This window comes from Flavobacterium cheongpyeongense, from assembly GCF_003202435.1.
GTDB lineage: Bacteria > Bacteroidota > Bacteroidia > Flavobacteriales > Flavobacteriaceae > Flavobacterium > Flavobacterium cheongpyeongense.
The window spans coordinates 129,403-146,917 of record NZ_QJHK01000006.1; the positions used below are offsets into that span (position 1 = coordinate 129,403).

The window sequence follows — 17,515 nt, forward strand, 5'->3', positions numbered from 1 at the left end:
ATGTCAGATAAAGAATTAACAATGTTTTCAGAATCATTCGTTAACATTGTTTTGTAAATACATTTTACATTTTACAAATTGCATTTTACTTATTAAGAGCTATTTCCGGCTTTCCGTTTCAAGTCCTCATAAAAAAAGCTATTTTTCTATACCATAAAAACGAGCTTCCGCTGGTCGCTGTTTTCTGGTACGAAAAATTAGCTTTTTTTATTCTGGGCTTTTTACTGCAATCCGGGCTAAAACTGTAGTACTCAAAAAAAGAGTATTTAGTGTTGCAAACCTTTAAAAACTATACCTATATATATAATCAATATGTTTACAGATAAATCTTCAATTTTTAGAAACATTAAGTCAAAATACTTCAAAAATAAATTATCAGGGTTGATATTTAAAAAAAACTTCTACTTTTGTTGCAGAAAAATAGACCAATGGCAAAGAATTTAGTAATAGTGGAATCACCTGCAAAGGCGAAAACGATCGAGAAATTTCTAGGGAGCGATTTTCAGGTAGAGTCAAGTTATGGACACATAGCCGACTTACCATCAAAAGAAATAGGAGTAGATGTAGAAAATGGATTTAAACCTAAATATGAAGTTTCTCCTGATAAAAAAGCCTTAGTAAGTAAACTTAAGACACTATCTAAAAATGCCGAAACGGTTTGGCTGGCAAGTGATGAGGACCGCGAAGGAGAGGCTATTTCATGGCACTTGGCGGAAGAATTAAAACTAGATACTAAAAAAACCAAACGAATTGTTTTTCACGAAATTACCAAAACTGCGATTCTTAAAGCAATCGACAATCCGAGAGAAATTGACTATAACTTAGTAAATGCACAACAGGCACGCCGTGTTTTGGATCGTTTGGTAGGTTACGAATTGTCTCCGGTTTTGTGGAGAAAAATTAAAGGAGGACTTTCTGCTGGACGTGTGCAGTCGGTTTCTGTTCGTCTGATTGTAGAAAGAGAACGTGAAATCCAGAATTTTAATGCAGTTGCCACTTATTCGGTTGTTGCAGAATTTGTAAATGAAGCCGGAAAAGCTTTCAAAGCAAAACTGCCAAAAAATTTTAATACTAAAAAAGAAGCCGAAGATTTTTTACAGAAAAATATCGGTTCTTTATATAAAGTAGCAGATTTAGAAACTAAACCTACCAAAAAATCACCAACAGCGCCATTTACAACTTCTACATTGCAACAGGAAGCAGCAAGAAAATTGTATTTGCCGGTAGGTATCACAATGCAGCTTGCACAGCGTTTATACGAAGCGGGACTTATTACGTATATGAGAACCGATAGTGTTAACCTCTCTAAAGATGCAATGGATGCTGCTGAAGCAGAAATCATAAAATCATACGGAAAAGAGTTTTCTAAGCCCCGAACTTTTGCAAATAAAAGCAAAGGAGCACAAGAAGCACACGAAGCAATTCGTCCAACAGATATGTCGCGGCATACAGTAAATATTGACCGTGATCAGGCTCGTTTATACGATTTGATCTGGAAAAGAACACTGGCGTCTCAAATGAGTGACGCACAATTAGAAAGAACCAACGTAAAAATTGAAGCGAATAATCACAATGAAGTTTTTACAGCTTCCGGAGAAGTTTTGCTTTTTGAAGGTTTCTTAAAAGTTTATCTTGAAGGTCATGACGATGATGAAGAAGAACAGGAAGGAATGTTGCCGGCTTTAAAAGTGAATGAAAAATTAGCTAATAATTACATCACAGCAACTGAAAGATATTCAAGACCACCAGCCAGATACACAGAGGCTTCTTTGGTAAAAAAACTGGAAGAATTAGGAATCGGACGTCCTTCTACCTATGCGCCAACAATTTCTACTATTATTAACAGAAATTATGTAGAAAAAGGAACACTTGAAGGGCAGGAACGTAACTATACACAACTTACTTTACAAAACAGTAAAGTAGGAGAGAAATTGCTTAAAGAAAACACAGGCTCAGATAAAGGAAAATTAGTTCCTACAGATATCGGAACCATCGTTACTGATTTCTTAGTGAAGAATTTTGGGAATATCCTTGATTATAATTTTACTGCAAAAGTAGAACAGGATTTTGATGAAATTGCTGAAGGAAATATCGACTGGGCAACTATGATGCAGGAATTCTACGATAAGTTTCATCCAAATGTGAAAGATGTTGAAGCAAATGCGGAAAGAGAAAGTGGTGAAAGAATTCTTGGGAAAGATGCAGATGGAAGACAGGTTTCTGTTCGTTTAGGTAAATTTGGTCCTATGGCTCAAATTGGAGAGGCAGATGACGAAGATAAAAAATTCGCCAGTTTAATGGCTGATCAGAATATTGGAAACATTACTTTAGAAGAAGCTTTAAATCTATTCTTGCTTCCTAAAAACCTAGGAGAATATAAAGGAGAAGAAGTTGAAGTAAGCAATGGGCGCTACGGGCCTTATGTGCGTCATGGAAGTGTTTTTATTTCGTTGCCAAGAGGTGAGGATCCTCTGGCTGTTACTAAAGAAAGAGCTCAGGAATTAATTGACGAAAAAGCCCTTGCTGATGCTCCAATTGCAGTATATAAAGGAGAAGCGGTTCAAAAAGGAGTTGGCCGATTTGGACCTTTCATTAAATGGAACGGTCTTTTTGTTAACGTAAGTAAAAAATACAATTTTGATAATTTATCCCAGGCTGATGTTGAAGAACTAATTGAAGATAAATTACAGAAAAATATAGACAAAGTCCTCCATAACTGGGAAGAAGAAGGTATTTTGGTTGAAAAAGCCCGATGGGGGCGCTCGGTTATTACAAAAGGTAAAATCAAAATTGAATTAAGCAAAGATGTTGATGCAACAAAATTAACATTAGCTCAGGTTCAGGAAATGATTGCAGCTAAAACGCCAGCCAAGAAAACGACCGCAAAAAAAGCAACAACAGCAAAAAAAGCTCCGGCTAAAAAAACAGCTGCTAAAAAGAAATAAAAAATGGAATTTGATTTTCTGCAACCAGTTAACGAAGGAACATTAAAATTCATTAATTCGTTATCTTCTCAAGAGTTGGGTAGTAAAATTGTTTTGCATACTCTGGATCAATTTCCTGATGTTGGTAAAATAAATATTGCTATCATTGGTGTTTTAGAAGATCGCAGGAATATTGATATTGTTAATGAAGTTAGTCTAACTGCTGTTCGTAAAAAACTATACAGCATGTTTCCGGGTAATTGGGATGCATCTATTGCCGACTTAGGGGATATTTTAGCAGGGGAGACGGTAGAGGATACTTATTTTGCTCTAAAAAAAGTAATTTCATTACTGATAAAAAATAAAGTGATTCCGTTAGTTCTGGGAGGCTCACAGGATCTGACTTATGCTATGTATCGTGGATATGATGATCTGGAACAAATGGTCAATTTGGTTACTGTAGATAACAGATTTGATTTTGGTAAAGAAAATGAAACGGTTTCTTCTAATTCTTATTTGACAAAAATTATAATTGACGAGCCTAATAATCTTTTTAATTACTGTAATATTGGCTATCAAACTTATTATAATTCTCAGGAAGAAATTGATTTGATTGAAAAATTGTTTTTTGATGCCTATCGATTGGGTGAAATTTCAAATAATATAGCTTTGGCTGAGCCTGTTTTCAGAGATGCTGATTTGGTTAGTATTGACCTGAATTCAGTTAAGTCTTCAGATTCAGGAAATATGATGTCTTTTGAACCGAACGGTTTCAATGGAAAAGAGATTTGTTCTTTAGCCCGCTATGCAGGAATTAGTGATAAAGTTTCATCATTTGGTGTTTTTAATCATAATAGCACTTTACATGAATCAGCAATGATTGCTCAGATAATTTGGTATTTTATAGAAGGGTATCATTATCGTTCTAAAGAATATCCTTTTGGAAGCAGAACAAATTATTTAAAATATATCGTACCGCTTGAAAATGAAGAGCTGATTTTTTACAAAAGTGATAAAACGGACCGCTGGTGGATTGAAATTCCGTTTTTGTCAAATGGAAATAATAAATTAAAAAGAAATACGTTGTTACCTTGTTCTTATGATGAGTATTTATGTGCTTGCAATCAGGAATTGCCGGAAAGATGGTGGAAAGCGCAAAGAAAAAACGTTTTGTGAGTAATAATTTATTTAAAAATCTTAATTTTTTGATTTTATAATGATTTTGTTTTGGTTTAATTAGTAGGATTAGATGTTTAAAACATAAAATTTAACGTTTTTTACTGAATATTTTTAACAGTTTGACTGTGAAATATTTTTTTTTTATTTTTTTTAACATTAATTTTGACCGCTGAAATAAATATAGATATAGTATTGTTTTTTTAAAAAATAATAAATACGTTTACGACTTATAATAATGAATAGAAATCCCAAATTTATATGAAGAAGTTTATTGCATTTGCGACAATGTTAACACTAGTAATTGGCTGTGGTAAATCAGGAGATAAAGGAGAATTAGTTGGTGTGCAAGGAGGAAAGTGGCATCCTGAAAAACCTTATGGAATGACTTTAATTCCAGGTGGATCTTTTATCATGGGTAAATCCGATGCTGATTTAGCCGCAGTAGAAGATGCTCCTACAAAAACAGTAACCGTTCGTTCTTTTTACATGGATGAAACAGAGATTACAAATTCTGAATACCGTCAGTTTGTAGAGTGGGTAAAAGATTCTACAATGAGAGTTCGTTTAGCTATTTTAGCAGACGAAACGGGTCAAAAATCAGCGGCAGGAACTGGAAAAGGTAAAAATGCCGGAAGTATTGCCGATTATGCATTTAATGATTCAGAGCCTGATAAAATGACAGCTTATGATAAATATATGTATGATAATTATTATAGTGTTGGAACAAAAGATGATCCTTATGCTGGAAGAAAATTAAATAAAAAAGTTAAATTAATAAAAGATACAAAAGCTTATCCGGATGAGTACTATACTGAAGTAATGGATTCGATGTATTTACCAATTGAAGAGTCATATAATGGTCTAAGAACAATTGATGTAAATAAATTAAAGTTCCGTTATTCATGGATGGATATTCAGGCTGCAGCAAAGGCTAAAGTTGGTAAGAGAAAAGATTTTGTAAAAACAGAAGAGGTGCCAATTTATCCTGATACAGCTGTTTGGATTAAAGATTTTGCTTATTCATATAATGAGCCTATGCATAATGATTATTTTTGGCATAAAGCATACGGTGATTATCCTGTTGTGGGGGTAACATGGAAACAAGCTAAAGCATTCTGTGCCTGGAGAACCTTAAATAAAAACAGTTATATTAAATCAAAGAAAAAAGGACGTGATTTAGTAAATGCTTTCAGGTTACCAACTGAAGCTGAATGGGAGTATGCTGCAAGAGGAGGTCTGGAATCTGCAACATATCCTTGGGGAGGACCTTACACGAAAAGTGACAGAGGTTGTTTCTTAGCGAACTTCAAGCCAAGTAGAGGAGATTATGCTGCTGATGAAGCTTTATATACAGTTGAAGCTAAATCATACGAAATGAATGGTTATGGATTGTACAATATGGCTGGAAACGTTTCTGAATGGACAGATTCGGCTTACAATCCAAATGCATACGAGTATGTTTCTACAATGAATCCAAACGTGATTGATGGAAATAATCAGAGAAAAGTTGTTCGAGGAGGCTCTTGGAAAGATGTAGCTTACTTCTTACAGGTTGGTACGCGTGATCATGAATATGCAGATTCTGCGAGAAGTTATATTGGGTTCAGAACTGTACAGGATTACATGGGGACTCAGGTGACCGGAACCGGAAGTAAAAAGTAAATTAAATTCAATTCAATAACCAAATCTAAATTAAATTAAAACCTAAAAAAGAGTATTATTATGGCATTATTAAGTAAAAAAGCAATGAATTTCGCTTATGGTATGGGAGCGGCAGTAGTAATTATTGGAGCTTTATTCAAAATTACTCACTTTGAGATTGGACCTTTAACTGGTACATTAATGCTATCAGTCGGACTAGTTACAGAGGCGTTAATTTTTGCATTATCAGCTTTCGAACCTGTGGAAGATGAATTAGACTGGACCCTTGTTTATCCTGAATTGGCGAATGGACAGGCAAAAAAGAAAGCAGATAAAGTTGAGACTACAGCTGATGCCCAAGGATTGTTATCTCAAAAATTAGATGCAATGCTTAAAGAAGCTAAAATTGACGGAGAATTAATGTCAAGTTTAGGAAACAGTATTAAAAACTTTGAAGGAGCTGCGAAAGCAATTTCTCCAACAGTAGATTCTATTGCAGGACAAAAGAAATATGCTGAAGAATTGTCAATGGCTGCTGCTCAAATGGAATCATTGAACAGTTTATATAAAGTACAATTAGAAAGCGCTTCAAGAAACGCACAGGCAAATACCGAAATAGCTGAGAATGCATCTAAATTAAAAGAGCAAATGCAATCTATGACTGCAAACATTGCTTCTTTAAACAATGTTTATGGTGGTATGCTTTCTGCAATGAGTAACAAAGGATAATTAGTTTTTAACTATTATATTAAATTATTAATAAGAACTAATTAGAAAAAAATGGCAGGAGGAAAATTAACCCCTAGACAGAAGATGATTAACCTGATGTATCTGGTTTTCATCGCAATGTTAGCAATGAATATGTCCAAAGAAGTTTTATCTGCTTTTGGATTAATGAATGAAAAGTTTGAAAGTGCAAATACCTCTTCAGAGCAAACAAATGCTGGATTATTATCAGCACTAGATCAAAAAGCCGCTGAAGCAAAAGGAGAATTTGCCGTTGCTGCGGTTACAGCTCATAAAGTTGAAACAGCTTCAAAAGAATTTTATGCATACATCGGTGGATTAAAAGGCGATGTTTTAAAAGGTTTTGAAACTGATAAAGAAACAGGAAAATTACCTTATGAGGCGATGGATAAAGGTGATAATATCGACAACTGGTTTACTGGTGAGGGATATACAGCTAAAGGTAAGGATATCATTTCTAAAATTGAAAAGTACAAAGCCGACATGAAAGCTGCTTTATCTGATAAAAAGTATGCTGCAATTTTAGCTGAAGTTGAAAAGAAATTCGATGTTTCTGATGTTAAAAACAAAGAAGGCTTAAAAGATAAGTATTTGGCTTATCATTTTAAAGGTTTCCCAGCTGTGGCTTCTTTAGCTAAACTTTCAGCTTGGCAAAATGACGTTCAGAAAGCAGAATCGGATGTTTACAGTGCTGCTTTAGGAAAAGCTGCTGTAGCTGCTGCTTCTTACAGTAATTATCAGGCTATTGTTGTATTAGATAAAAACGCTTATTTCCAAGGTGAAAAAGTAACTGGTAAAGTAGTTTTAGGTCGTTATGACGAAAACACAAAACCAACTTCATTCCAAGGACCTGGTCAAATCGTAAACGGTCAGGCTGTTATCTCTTTAACAGCAGGAGGTGTAGGAGAACAAGATATTAACGGACAATTTACATTCTTGGAAGATGGTAAAAACATTCCACTTAAATTTGCAGGAAAATATGTTGTAGTGCCAAGACCAAACTCTGCTACAATTTCTGCAGATAAAATGAATGTAGTATACCGAGGAGTTGTTAACCCAATCTCTGTTTCATTTGCTGGTGTTGATGCTAACAAAATTGTTGCAAGTGCACCTGGATTAAATTCTGCTGGTAAACCTGGTAAATATAACATGAGCCCTAGTTCAGGTACTGAAACTACTATTTCTGTTACTGGGACATTACCAAACGGAGATAAAGTTACGGATAAGAAAACATTCAGAATTAAAGGTATTCCTGGACCAACAGGTACTATTAGAGGTGAAACAGGTGTTGTTAAAGGACCTAAATCTAATCTTGAAATAGCAACTATTGGTGCTAAATTAGAAGATTTTGATTTCGAAGTTGGTTTGGATGTTGTTGGATTTAACATGAAAATTGCTGGTCAGCCAACTGTGGTTGTTAGTGGTAACAGGTTAAATGCACAATGTAAATCAGTTCTTTCTAAAGCAGGTAGAGGTGATCAGGTTACTATTTCTGAAATTAAAACAAAACTTGTTGGAGCGGGTAGTTATTTATTGCCAAGAACTGCTCCTGTAATTTATGAAATACAATAATAAAGTAGGTAAAACTACGTTCAATATCTTATAATGATATCATGATGAAAGTAAGAAATTTTTTAATAGCTATTATTTCTATCGCAGGGACATTTGCTTCTAATGCGCAATCTAATTTGCTTAATGCAAAAACACCTGATCAGATAGGACTTAAAACTCCTGCACAGCTTATCTCAGACAATGACAAGCCTTTGGCTTATGGTTATGTAGATGATAGAGATGTATTAATGGGAAAAACTACTTGGGAAATTATTGATTTGAATGAAAAAATCAACTTTCCACTCTATTTTCCTGTAGATACTGCTAATATTGGTTCTGACAGACGTTCTCTTTATGATGTTTTGACGAAGGCTATGAAAAATGGCAAGATAACTGAAGTTTATTCTGATAGTTATTTCAATACTAAAAAATCTTTGAAAGACATCGAAGGATCATTGTCACGTATTGATACAACAGATGCAGGTAGAGAACTTATTAACCAATATCCAGATGATTACAAATCACACGTTGTGAAGAAAAAAGTAGTTACTGGTACCGGAAAAAAGAAAGTAGTTACTTATGTTGATGAAACTGTAGGTCCTACAAGAACTGTGCCTTCTGAGTATATTTTAAAGCAGGATCTTACTGCTGCTGATGTTTCTCAGTATAAAATAAAAGGTTACTGGTATTTTGACAAACGTCAAAGTGAGTTAAAATATCGTTTACTTGGAATTTGTCCGGTAACTCCTGATGTGTATACAATGAATAGTGATGAAAAGGATTATATTGAGTTGTTCTGGATTTTTTATCCTAATTCAAGAACTGCTTTGCATGAAGCCAAAGCTTTTAACGACAGCAACTCAGCACTTCCAATTTCATTCGATCAAATTCTAAATTCAAGACGTTTCAACGCTATTGTGTACAAAGAAGAAAACCTGTACGGAGATCGTGAGATTAAAGAATACATGAAAGACAATGCACAAAATCAATTGTTGGAATCTGAAAGAGTAAAAGAAAAGATCCGTAATTTTGAGCAGGATATGTGGAATTACTAAATAGACAATTCAAATTTTAATATAGAAAAAACTCTTGCTACCTTTGTAGTAAGAGTTTTTTCTATATTATATACTTATTATATGCTTGATTATTTAATTGTCGGATCTGGATTAGCTGGAATTTCTTTTGCTGAAGTTGCTCTTAAAAGCAATAAAGCTATTCTGCTTATTGATGATAAATCTCAAAACTCTTCAAAAATTGCCGGAGGTTTGTATAATCCGGTTATTTTAAAGCGTTTTAGCGAAGTTTGGAATGCAAAAGAGCAGTTAGTTTTGATGAATGATTTTTATAGTCAGGTTGAAGATAAATTGAATGAGAAGTTTAATTTTAAAATGCCGATTTTAAGAAAATTTTTCTCCATTGAAGAACAAAACAACTGGTTTGCTGCTTCTGATAAAATAAATCTTTCAGATTTTTTATCCACAAAACTAATTTCTACAAAATTTGATGGTATTGATTCTCCATATGATTATGGTGAAGTTTTACATACAGGCTACGTTGATACAGCTTTATTATTGGTGAAATACAAAGCATATCTGCTTAAAAAAAAATTATTGCTTGAAGAATCTTTTGATTGTAGTGATATTAAGTTTTTAGAATTTGGAATTGAGTATAAAAATATTCGGGCACGGCATATTATTTTTGCTGAAGGCTTCGGGTTGCATAAAAATCCTTTTTTTAATTATCTCCCCTTGGATGGTACAAAAGGCGAACTATTTCTAATTAAGGCTCCCAACCTAAATCTTGACGTTATAGTTAATACAAGTGTTTTTATTTTACCACTGGGAGGTGATTTATTTAAAGTTGGTGCAACTTATAATTGGCATGATAAAACTCCTTTGCCTACAGAAGCTGGGAAGCAGGAACTTTTAGGACGTATCAGGGAGATCATCACTTGTGATTTTGAAATTATAAAACACTTTGCGGGGGTACGGCCTACGGTTGCCGATAGAAGACCTTTAGTTGGAACACATGATATGTATAAATCTATTCATATACTTAACGGATTAGGTACACGTGGTGTTATGCTTGGTCCAGCCCTGGCAAAAATGTTATTTGAACATATTGAAACCGGAATTCCTGTCGATCCTGAAGCTGATATTAAGCGATTTCATAAAAGGTATTTGAAATCTCTTATTTCCCGGCGGCCTTAGAATCATATGAGATAAACATATTGATGTATAAGTTTCTGGAAAGTCTTAAAACAAAGGGAAATAAAACAATTAAAGTTATGACAATCGCTAAAAATGATTGTTCTATACTGACACCGAAAAACACAAATGAAACAATAAAAGCAGCAATACCCAAAGCTACATTTAGTCCATAACTTACATACATTGCCCCATAAAAAAAGGAGGGTTCAAGTTGGTATTTTAAACCACAATGACTGCACTTTTGATTCATTTTGAGAACTTTGGTCAAATGAAGTGGGTTTTTGTCCGAATACATACTCTCATTTTGACATTTTGGACAACTTCCTGTTAAAATACTATTTAGTTTGGATCCTTTTTTTAACATTTGCAAAAAATTTTCACAAAGGTACATTTTTGAACCTTTACTCCTTGTAACAATAGTCACAAATTATGCTTAATATACACAATCTTTCGGTTTCTTTTGGTGGAACTTATTTATTTGAAGAAGTTACTTTTCGTTTGGGTGCAGGAGACCGCGTAGGTCTTGTTGGTAAAAATGGAGCCGGTAAATCGACCATGTTAAAAATGCTTGCAGGAGACTTCAAACCAGATTCAGGAGTTATTTCGCAAGAGAAAGATATCCGAATGGGCTTTTTGCGTCAGGACATTGATTTTGAACAGGGAAGAACAGTTTTGGAGGAGGCCTATGAAGCTTTCACTGAAATTAAGATAGTGGAAAAAAAGCTGGAAGAAATCAATCATCAACTGGTTACAAGAACCGATTATGAAAGTGAGGAATATAGTCAGATTATTGAAGATCTTTCTGATTATACACATCGTTTTGATCTTCTTGGAGGCTATAACTATGTCGGTGATACAGAAAAAATCCTGTTAGGTTTAGGTTTCAAGAGAGAGGTTTTTAATAACCAGACCGAAACATTTTCAGGAGGTTGGAGAATGCGTATTGAGCTGGCTAAATTATTATTGCAATCCAATGATGTTTTATTACTCGATGAGCCTACCAACCACTTAGATATAGAAAGTATCATCTGGCTCGAGAATTTTCTTCGTAATTATCCCGGAGTTGTGGTGATCGTATCACACGATAAGATGTTTTTGGATAATGTGACCAACAGAACAATCGAAATTTCATTAGGAAAAGCATACGATTTTAATAAACCCTATTCTGAATATTTGGAATTGCGACATGAAATCCGCGAAAAGCAATTGGCTACTCAAAAAAACCAGGCCAAAAAGATTGAAGAAACCGAAAAATTAATCGAGAAGTTCCGTGCCAAAGCTTCAAAAGCTTCCATGGCGCAATCATTGATTAAAAAACTGGATAAAGTAGAAAGAATTGAAGTTGACGAAGACGATAATTCAGTAATGAATATTTCCTTTCCGGTTTCAAAAGAGCCTGGAAAAGTTGTTATTGAAGCTGAAAACGTAACCAAAAGTTACGGTGACAAAACGATTCTGAAAGATATTAGTTTATTGGTTGAAAGAGGAAGTAAGATTGCTTTTGTGGGGCAGAACGGACAAGGAAAATCAACTTTTATTAAAGCATTGGTAAACGAATTCGAATATCAGGGAAATATCAAATTAGGACATAATGTGCAGTTAGGATATTTTGCTCAAAATCAGGCAGAGTATTTAGACGGTGAAATTACTTTGTTGCAAACTATGGAAAATGCTGCAACAGATACGAACCGATCTAAAGTGCGTGACATGTTAGGTTCTTTTTTGTTCCGTGGAGATGATGTCGAAAAGAAGGTAAAAGTACTTTCAGGAGGTGAACGTAACCGTTTGGCACTTTGTAAATTATTGCTTCAGCCCATCAACGTTTTACTAATGGATGAGCCTACGAACCACTTAGATATCAAATCCAAGAATGTCCTGAAAGCGGCCTTGCAAAAATTCGGCGGAACATTATTACTAGTTTCTCACGACAGGGATTTTCTTCAGGGAATGTCGAATATCGTTTACGAATTCAAAGATCAAAAAATCAGGGAATATTTGGGAGATATCAACTTTTTCTTAGAGCAACGCAATCTTGAAAACATGCGTGAAGTCGAGAAAAAAGACGTTATTAAAACGTCGGCTCCAAAAGAAAATAACAAAACTTCTTACGAAGATCAGAAAAAAGTAAAAGCTTTGCAAAACCGTTTAAGCAAAGTCGAAAGCCAGATTAAACAATTAGAAAAAGACATTCAGCACGACGATAAAATGCTCGCTTCAAATTATGATAAGCATATTGAAGACGCTTCGTTTTTTACCGCATACAACAAAAAGAAAGCCGATCTGGATCAATTGCTTCTCGATTGGGAAATCGTTCAGGAAGAAATCGATAATTTCAACGCTTAAAATAATTTTCAGGAGCTATTCCAGCTTTCCGTTTCAAGTCCTCACAAAAAAGGCTGTATTTTTAATGTTGCAAAAAGAGCTTCTTCCAGTCGCTTTTTTTCAACAGGAAATACAACCTTTTTTGCTCCGGGCTTTTCACTCTAATCTGGGCTAAAAGAATTTTCGTTTTTTCAATATGTATTGTTTCGGGTTCAGGCTCTCAAATCATAACTTTTTCAGCCTAATATCCCTCATTTAATAATACCAATAGATTTTGAATGCATGATTGCTTCACTGCTTTCTTTAAAATAGCAGGCCGAAACATCAAGTGTTTCTAAATTGTTCATAATTTTTTTGACTTCTGATTTTTGCATTTTACCAGTTTGCCTGATGTAAACTGCAATTACAGTAACCGGAAAAATTTTGCAGATTTGCTCATACAAAAAGGGATCATGTTGTGAATCATCGCCTAATAACACATATTTTAGATTCGGATAGAACTCTAAAACATGTTTTATCTTATCGAATTTATGGTTATGATTGCCTCTTCCGCTCAGAAAAAAATCAGTAATACCTCTTTTGATGTCTTTCAGCAAAATAACAGCTCGTGGCAACTGATGTATTTTGGTGAATTTTACAATAAACCGATACAGGTTCCATTCACTGCTGGAGATGTAAAAAAAAGCATTCTGTTCGTCTTTATTGTTCCTTCCGGCTGAACTTAACGCCTGATAATGCGGCACTACATCTTTAAAAACTTTCCGGTCATTTACATTTTTGAATAACAGGATATAAATTTTCCTAAAAACATTTCTGGTGTGAGAAATCAAAAAGGTATCATCGATATCAGAAATAATTCCAAGATTTCCCTCATGAGGCCTGATAAAACTGCCTTTGCAAGAGATAATCTCTGTTTTATATTTAATGTTCACTTCGTATTCCAACCATCCAAAATGAAATTCCTTTTCGAGTGGAATACAAAACTTAAAATAACCGTCGTTCAAAGTTTTAGTATGGATTTCTTTTTCGCCCAATTTCAGGTAAACATCAAAATTTAGAATGGTTTTTATCCTAAACTGATTAATAATCGAACGTGCATTTTTTAAGTTTTTCTTTTGAAAATCATACTCATAAGTTCTTTTAAAAACATGACCCATTACAATTAATTCCTGTTCATTGGCGTAACCACGATATAATTGTAAGATTGGTTTCATTTATTGTGTATTTTTATATAAGAGTTAATCTGTTGGCTGAAAGTATTATCAAAAACGAATTCAAACCCAACACGTAAGAGTTAAATTAATTATTTTAATTGGTTTTTAAATAGAAAATTTTGAAAAAGAATATCATATTCGTTGTAAACCCGATTTCAGGAGACCTTGATAAATCTGATTTGATAGAAGCGGTTCAGGAGTTTGCAACCACAAATCATTTTGAGTTGGCGGTGTATGAAACCACAGGGAAAAGTGATGCAAAACAAATACAAGCCTTACACAAGCAGTATAATCCGGAACGAATTGTTGTAGCCGGTGGAGACGGAACTATTAAAATGGTAGCAGAGGCGATGGAACAGCACGATGTAATCATTGGTATTTTGCCTGCCGGCTCTGCTAACGGTTTGTCTGTCGATTTAAATTTACCATCAACAATTGATGAAAACCTGAAAATAGCTTTTTTGAGTCATTATATCGAAATGGATATGATTTGCATCAATGGCAAAAAAAGTATTCATTTAAGTGATTTAGGTCTCAATGCCGATCTGGTAAAAAATTATGAAGAAAGCGATATACGCGGTTTTTGGGGTTATGCCTTGCAGGCATTTACGACTCTCACAGAATCCAATGAACCGTTTGTTGCCACAATTACGGCAAACAAAGAAACGGTTGACCATGTTGCGAGAATGATCGTAATTGCCAATTCACAAAAGTACGGAACAGGCGTAACTATCAATCCAAGAGGCGCAATGAATGACGGAAAATTTGAATTGGTTATCCTGAAAAATCTGGATTTATTGTTAATTGGAAAAATTATTACAGGTAATATGCCTGTTGATTCTGAAGATGTTGTCATTATTTCTACAGACAAGGCAACAATTCAAACCGATTATCCGGTGAGCTTTCAGATTGATGGTGAATATTGCGGATCTCAGACTTTACTGGAAATTCATATTCTGCATAAACAAATGAAGATTGCGATACCGTAAAATTATTTAAACGGATTTCGCTCCTGCCAATCGGTTTTGGGTTCCAGGTAATTAAAAAAGCGGGCAATGTTATGATTGATCAAAGCATTGCTATGGGTGATTAATCCGTACATTTTTACGGGTTTGGCTCCCACAGAACTTTTGATTTCAAGAGCAGTTCTGGCGAATACAATTGTTTCAAAACCTTTTTTAATGGAGTATCCGATCATGTCGTAAAGCATGTTTAGATAAAGCATCTTTTCGCGCTGCACACTTTCATCATAACCTAAAAAATAAGTATCCATCACAGTTCCGTTTTTTATCAGTGTATTGAAACCTACGAGTTTTTCGTCTAAAAAATAACCATAAAGCAGAAAGTCATCTTTCATGATTTCTTTAAAAAAGCTAAAATGATTGCGGGCGAGGAAAAAAGTATTAAAAGGCGCATTCTTTGCAACATGAAAATAGAGGTCGTAAATTACATCTTCATACTTTTTAATATCAGAAAAGGACATTTTTTGTTTTACGATTCCGTCTGCTTTTTTTCTGGCACGTTTGTACTGATCCCGGTATTTTTTGGATAAAGCATCAATATAATCCTGTTCAGTCTTCCAGTTTTTATTGATTTTAAAAACCATATTGGGTTGGGTAGAAAACGTATAATTGTTTTTGAATTCAGTTTGCAGAGGCGCGATTTCTTTTGCAGTAAAATCTTTTAGACTGGTAATATGAACCTTTTTTCCAGTCGCTTTTAAATCTTTTTTGAGCTGATTAATGGCTTTATGCAGTGTTTTTACAGCTTTAGACTCTTTGATGTTTTTAGCAAAAGCAAAAGCATTTTGTCCTGTCAGCATATTGTTGCCAACGAATAATACATGTGAAGCAAAATTTCGAAGGGCAAAATTCCGGACAGAAGTTTTCAAGCATTTGTCACGTTCTCCAAATGATTCGAGTTTTTCTGCAAATAAAAATTGGGTCAGGGCAATGCCGATAAGTTTTTCTTCTTCAAAAAAGCCGATAAAATGACACGTCATATTTACCGGAGAAGAATTTTCCAGAACTTCCAGATATTCTCGGGTCAAAAAAATATTATCTGCAGCCAGTAAGTTCCATTCTAAAGGCAGTGATAACACGCTTTTGTATATTTGGAAAGAATAAGTTGTATTCAAGATTGTGAGCTAATTTCTTCAAAATTAGATAATAGTTGCAATAATTTTTTTTCTTTAAGTTATTATTAAGAGAATCCGCTTGAAATCTAAATTCAAACGGATTCTGTTTCTGTAGTTTTATCAGGCATATGCGCAAACAATTCCACCAATAATGGTAAGGGTGAGCATCCAGTATCCGGCGTGAATAAAGATGTATTTCCATGATTTTCTTTCGAATAAACCATTAATTCCAATTAGAGGAAAAGCAAAAAATAAACCCGACATAAAACCATGAAGGGCTCCATGTTTAAAAGTGCGGTAAGCTGTTTCGTAATCTGCCATAAAAGCATGATAAGATGGCTTGGCACTTGCTATCATTGTAGGTCCGCCAATCATCCCCAAGGCTCCCGACTGGTGAATTGTAAACGACATTAAAGCCATTGAAATCAATACGGAGAAAATATAAGTAAAGCCAAATATTTTGAGCATATTGCCTTTTCTTAGATCGTCTTGTGTAAAATTATTTTCTTTCATCCAGATGGTTCCAAATACCATTGGATTGTACCAGATAAATCCGACTACCAGTGTCACAACTGCTGATGCCAGAAATGTAATAAAGTTAATTTCCATAAAATAAGGTGTTTATGATTAGTTAGTCAAATTTAATTAAAAATTTAGCGTGAAGGATATTTTATTTAGAGTATTAAAATCCTGTTTTTTTTTACTTATTAACACTTTATTGACATTGCTTGTGCTGAAGGTTTAAATCATATAATTTTGCAGCAAACATTGAGCCCCCCCCAACTATGCGAAAATTGTGTTTTTTGTTTGTACTATTTGCTTTATCAAATTCAGTTTTTGCAGATACGGTTTCTGATAAAGAGAAATACGCCCTGATTAAAATATATCAGGCAACAAATGGAGGGGAGTGGAAAATAAAATGGGATTTAACATCTTCAGTTTCTGCCTGGTTTGGTGTCGAAATTAGGAATGGTCAGGTTGTCGGACTTAATTTAGCAGGTAATAATCTTAAAGGCGAATTGCCTTCAACTATTGGAGATTTAGAGCATTTAGAAACACTTGCGCTTTTTAATAATGAAATAGAAGGGAGTCTGCCAGATTCTGTATATGAAATTTCAACTTTGAGAGTATTGCTTTTAAGTAATAATAAATTCTCAGGAAGTTTAAGTCATAAAATAGGCGACCTTAATTTTTTAGAAAACCTGAGTTTGTTTGATAATAATTTTCATGGTGAAGTACCAAAAGAACTGGAAAAACTTCATCATTTGTCCGAAATGAACCTTTCGTATAATAAATTTAAAGGTTCCGTTTCAAAAAAGCTCACTTTGCTTGACGCTTTAAATATGACCATGCTGGATGAAAAAGGATATCCTTTTTTGCTTGACGAAAATATAGAAAAAGATAGTAGTAATATTACCGTAAATTAATCGTGCTTATGAATGAATTTTACTCGTGAAAAAAGTTGATTAATATATTTAGTTAATTGTGAAAAAACCGTAATTCGTTACGGTTTTTTTATGCCAAAAAGTATAATTTAACACAGGAACAGTAACATTTTGCTTTTTTTTCATAACTTTAAGTAATGAATTA

14 protein-coding genes are annotated in these 17,515 nt (G+C 34.1%); 10 read left to right on the forward strand and 4 right to left on the reverse strand.

Annotated elements, in window-relative coordinates; all coding sequences use genetic code 11:
* The first annotated feature begins 428 nt into the window (after positions 1-428).
* The 7 genes from topA to DMB65_RS09220 all read left to right on the forward strand — a co-directional run bounded on the left by topA (position 429) and on the right by DMB65_RS09220 (position 10,252).
* Positions 429-2,945: a type I DNA topoisomerase gene (topA, locus tag DMB65_RS09190; RefSeq protein WP_110306353.1), complete on the forward strand. Its 2,517-nt coding sequence runs from the start codon at positions 429-431 to the stop codon at positions 2,943-2,945.
* Between the two features lie 3 nt (positions 2,946-2,948).
* On the forward strand, positions 2,949-4,100 hold the full coding sequence (locus DMB65_RS09195) for a formimidoylglutamase (protein ID WP_110306354.1): 1,152 nt from the start codon (positions 2,949-2,951) through the stop codon (positions 4,098-4,100).
* A gap of 261 nt (positions 4,101-4,361) precedes the next feature.
* Complete coding sequence (gene porK, locus DMB65_RS09200) at positions 4,362-5,765, forward strand: T9SS ring complex lipoprotein PorK/GldK (protein WP_110306355.1); 1,404 nt, start codon at positions 4,362-4,364, stop codon at positions 5,763-5,765.
* A gap of 60 nt (positions 5,766-5,825) precedes the next feature.
* Positions 5,826-6,473 carry a type IX secretion system motor protein PorL/GldL gene (porL, locus tag DMB65_RS09205; protein WP_110306356.1) on the forward strand — a complete coding sequence of 216 codons (648 nt, stop codon included), beginning with the start codon at positions 5,826-5,828 and terminating at the stop codon, positions 6,471-6,473.
* Positions 6,474-6,524: 51 nt separating this feature from the next.
* Positions 6,525-8,063: a type IX secretion system motor protein PorM/GldM gene (porM, locus tag DMB65_RS09210; RefSeq protein ID WP_110306357.1), complete on the forward strand. Its 1,539-nt coding sequence runs from the start codon at positions 6,525-6,527 to the stop codon at positions 8,061-8,063.
* Between the two features lie 44 nt (positions 8,064-8,107).
* Complete coding sequence (porN, locus tag DMB65_RS09215) at positions 8,108-9,097, forward strand: type IX secretion system ring subunit PorN/GldN (protein ID WP_110306358.1); 990 nt, start codon at positions 8,108-8,110, stop codon at positions 9,095-9,097.
* Positions 9,098-9,178: 81 nt separating this feature from the next.
* Entirely contained in the window at positions 9,179-10,252 is a 1,074-nt protein-coding gene (locus DMB65_RS09220) for an NAD(P)/FAD-dependent oxidoreductase (RefSeq protein WP_110306359.1), read from the forward strand.
* Here the strand turns inward: DMB65_RS09220 and DMB65_RS09225 are convergent.
* Positions 10,233-10,616, reverse strand: coding sequence for a DUF983 domain-containing protein (locus DMB65_RS09225; RefSeq protein ID WP_110306360.1), 384 nt, complete (start codon positions 10,614-10,616; stop codon positions 10,233-10,235). The genes DMB65_RS09220 and DMB65_RS09225 overlap by 20 nt on opposite strands.
* A gap of 65 nt (positions 10,617-10,681) precedes the next feature.
* On the opposite strand from DMB65_RS09225, the gene DMB65_RS09230 reads away from it, so the two are divergent.
* Positions 10,682-12,595, forward strand: coding sequence for an ABC-F family ATP-binding cassette domain-containing protein (locus DMB65_RS09230; RefSeq protein ID WP_110306361.1), 1,914 nt, complete (start codon positions 10,682-10,684; stop codon positions 12,593-12,595).
* Positions 12,596-12,825: 230 nt separating this feature from the next.
* Here DMB65_RS09230 and DMB65_RS09235 read toward each other — a convergent pair whose 3' ends face one another.
* Complete coding sequence (locus DMB65_RS09235) at positions 12,826-13,788, reverse strand: App1 family protein (protein WP_110306362.1); 963 nt, start codon at positions 13,786-13,788, stop codon at positions 12,826-12,828.
* Positions 13,789-13,907: 119 nt separating this feature from the next.
* Between DMB65_RS09235 and DMB65_RS09240 the strand changes: the two genes are divergently transcribed.
* A complete protein-coding gene (locus DMB65_RS09240; protein WP_110306363.1) occupies positions 13,908-14,777 on the forward strand; it encodes a diacylglycerol/lipid kinase family protein in 870 nt (289 codons plus the stop codon).
* Between the two features lie 2 nt (positions 14,778-14,779).
* Here DMB65_RS09240 and DMB65_RS09245 read toward each other — a convergent pair whose 3' ends face one another.
* Together DMB65_RS09245 and DMB65_RS09250 are read right to left on the reverse strand one after the other, a co-directional pair.
* Entirely contained in the window at positions 14,780-15,925 is a 1,146-nt protein-coding gene (locus DMB65_RS09245) for a GNAT family N-acetyltransferase (protein WP_110306364.1), read from the reverse strand.
* 120 nt (positions 15,926-16,045) lie between these two features.
* Positions 16,046-16,534, reverse strand: a complete 489-nt coding sequence (locus tag DMB65_RS09250; protein WP_110306365.1) for a DUF1761 domain-containing protein — start codon at positions 16,532-16,534, stop codon at positions 16,046-16,048.
* 194 nt (positions 16,535-16,728) lie between these two features.
* Here DMB65_RS09250 and DMB65_RS09255 point away from each other — a divergent pair, with 194 nt between their 5' ends.
* Positions 16,729-17,352: a leucine-rich repeat domain-containing protein gene (locus tag DMB65_RS09255; RefSeq protein ID WP_230470633.1), complete on the forward strand. Its 624-nt coding sequence runs from the start codon at positions 16,729-16,731 to the stop codon at positions 17,350-17,352.
* Positions 17,353-17,515: the final 163 nt, after the last annotated feature.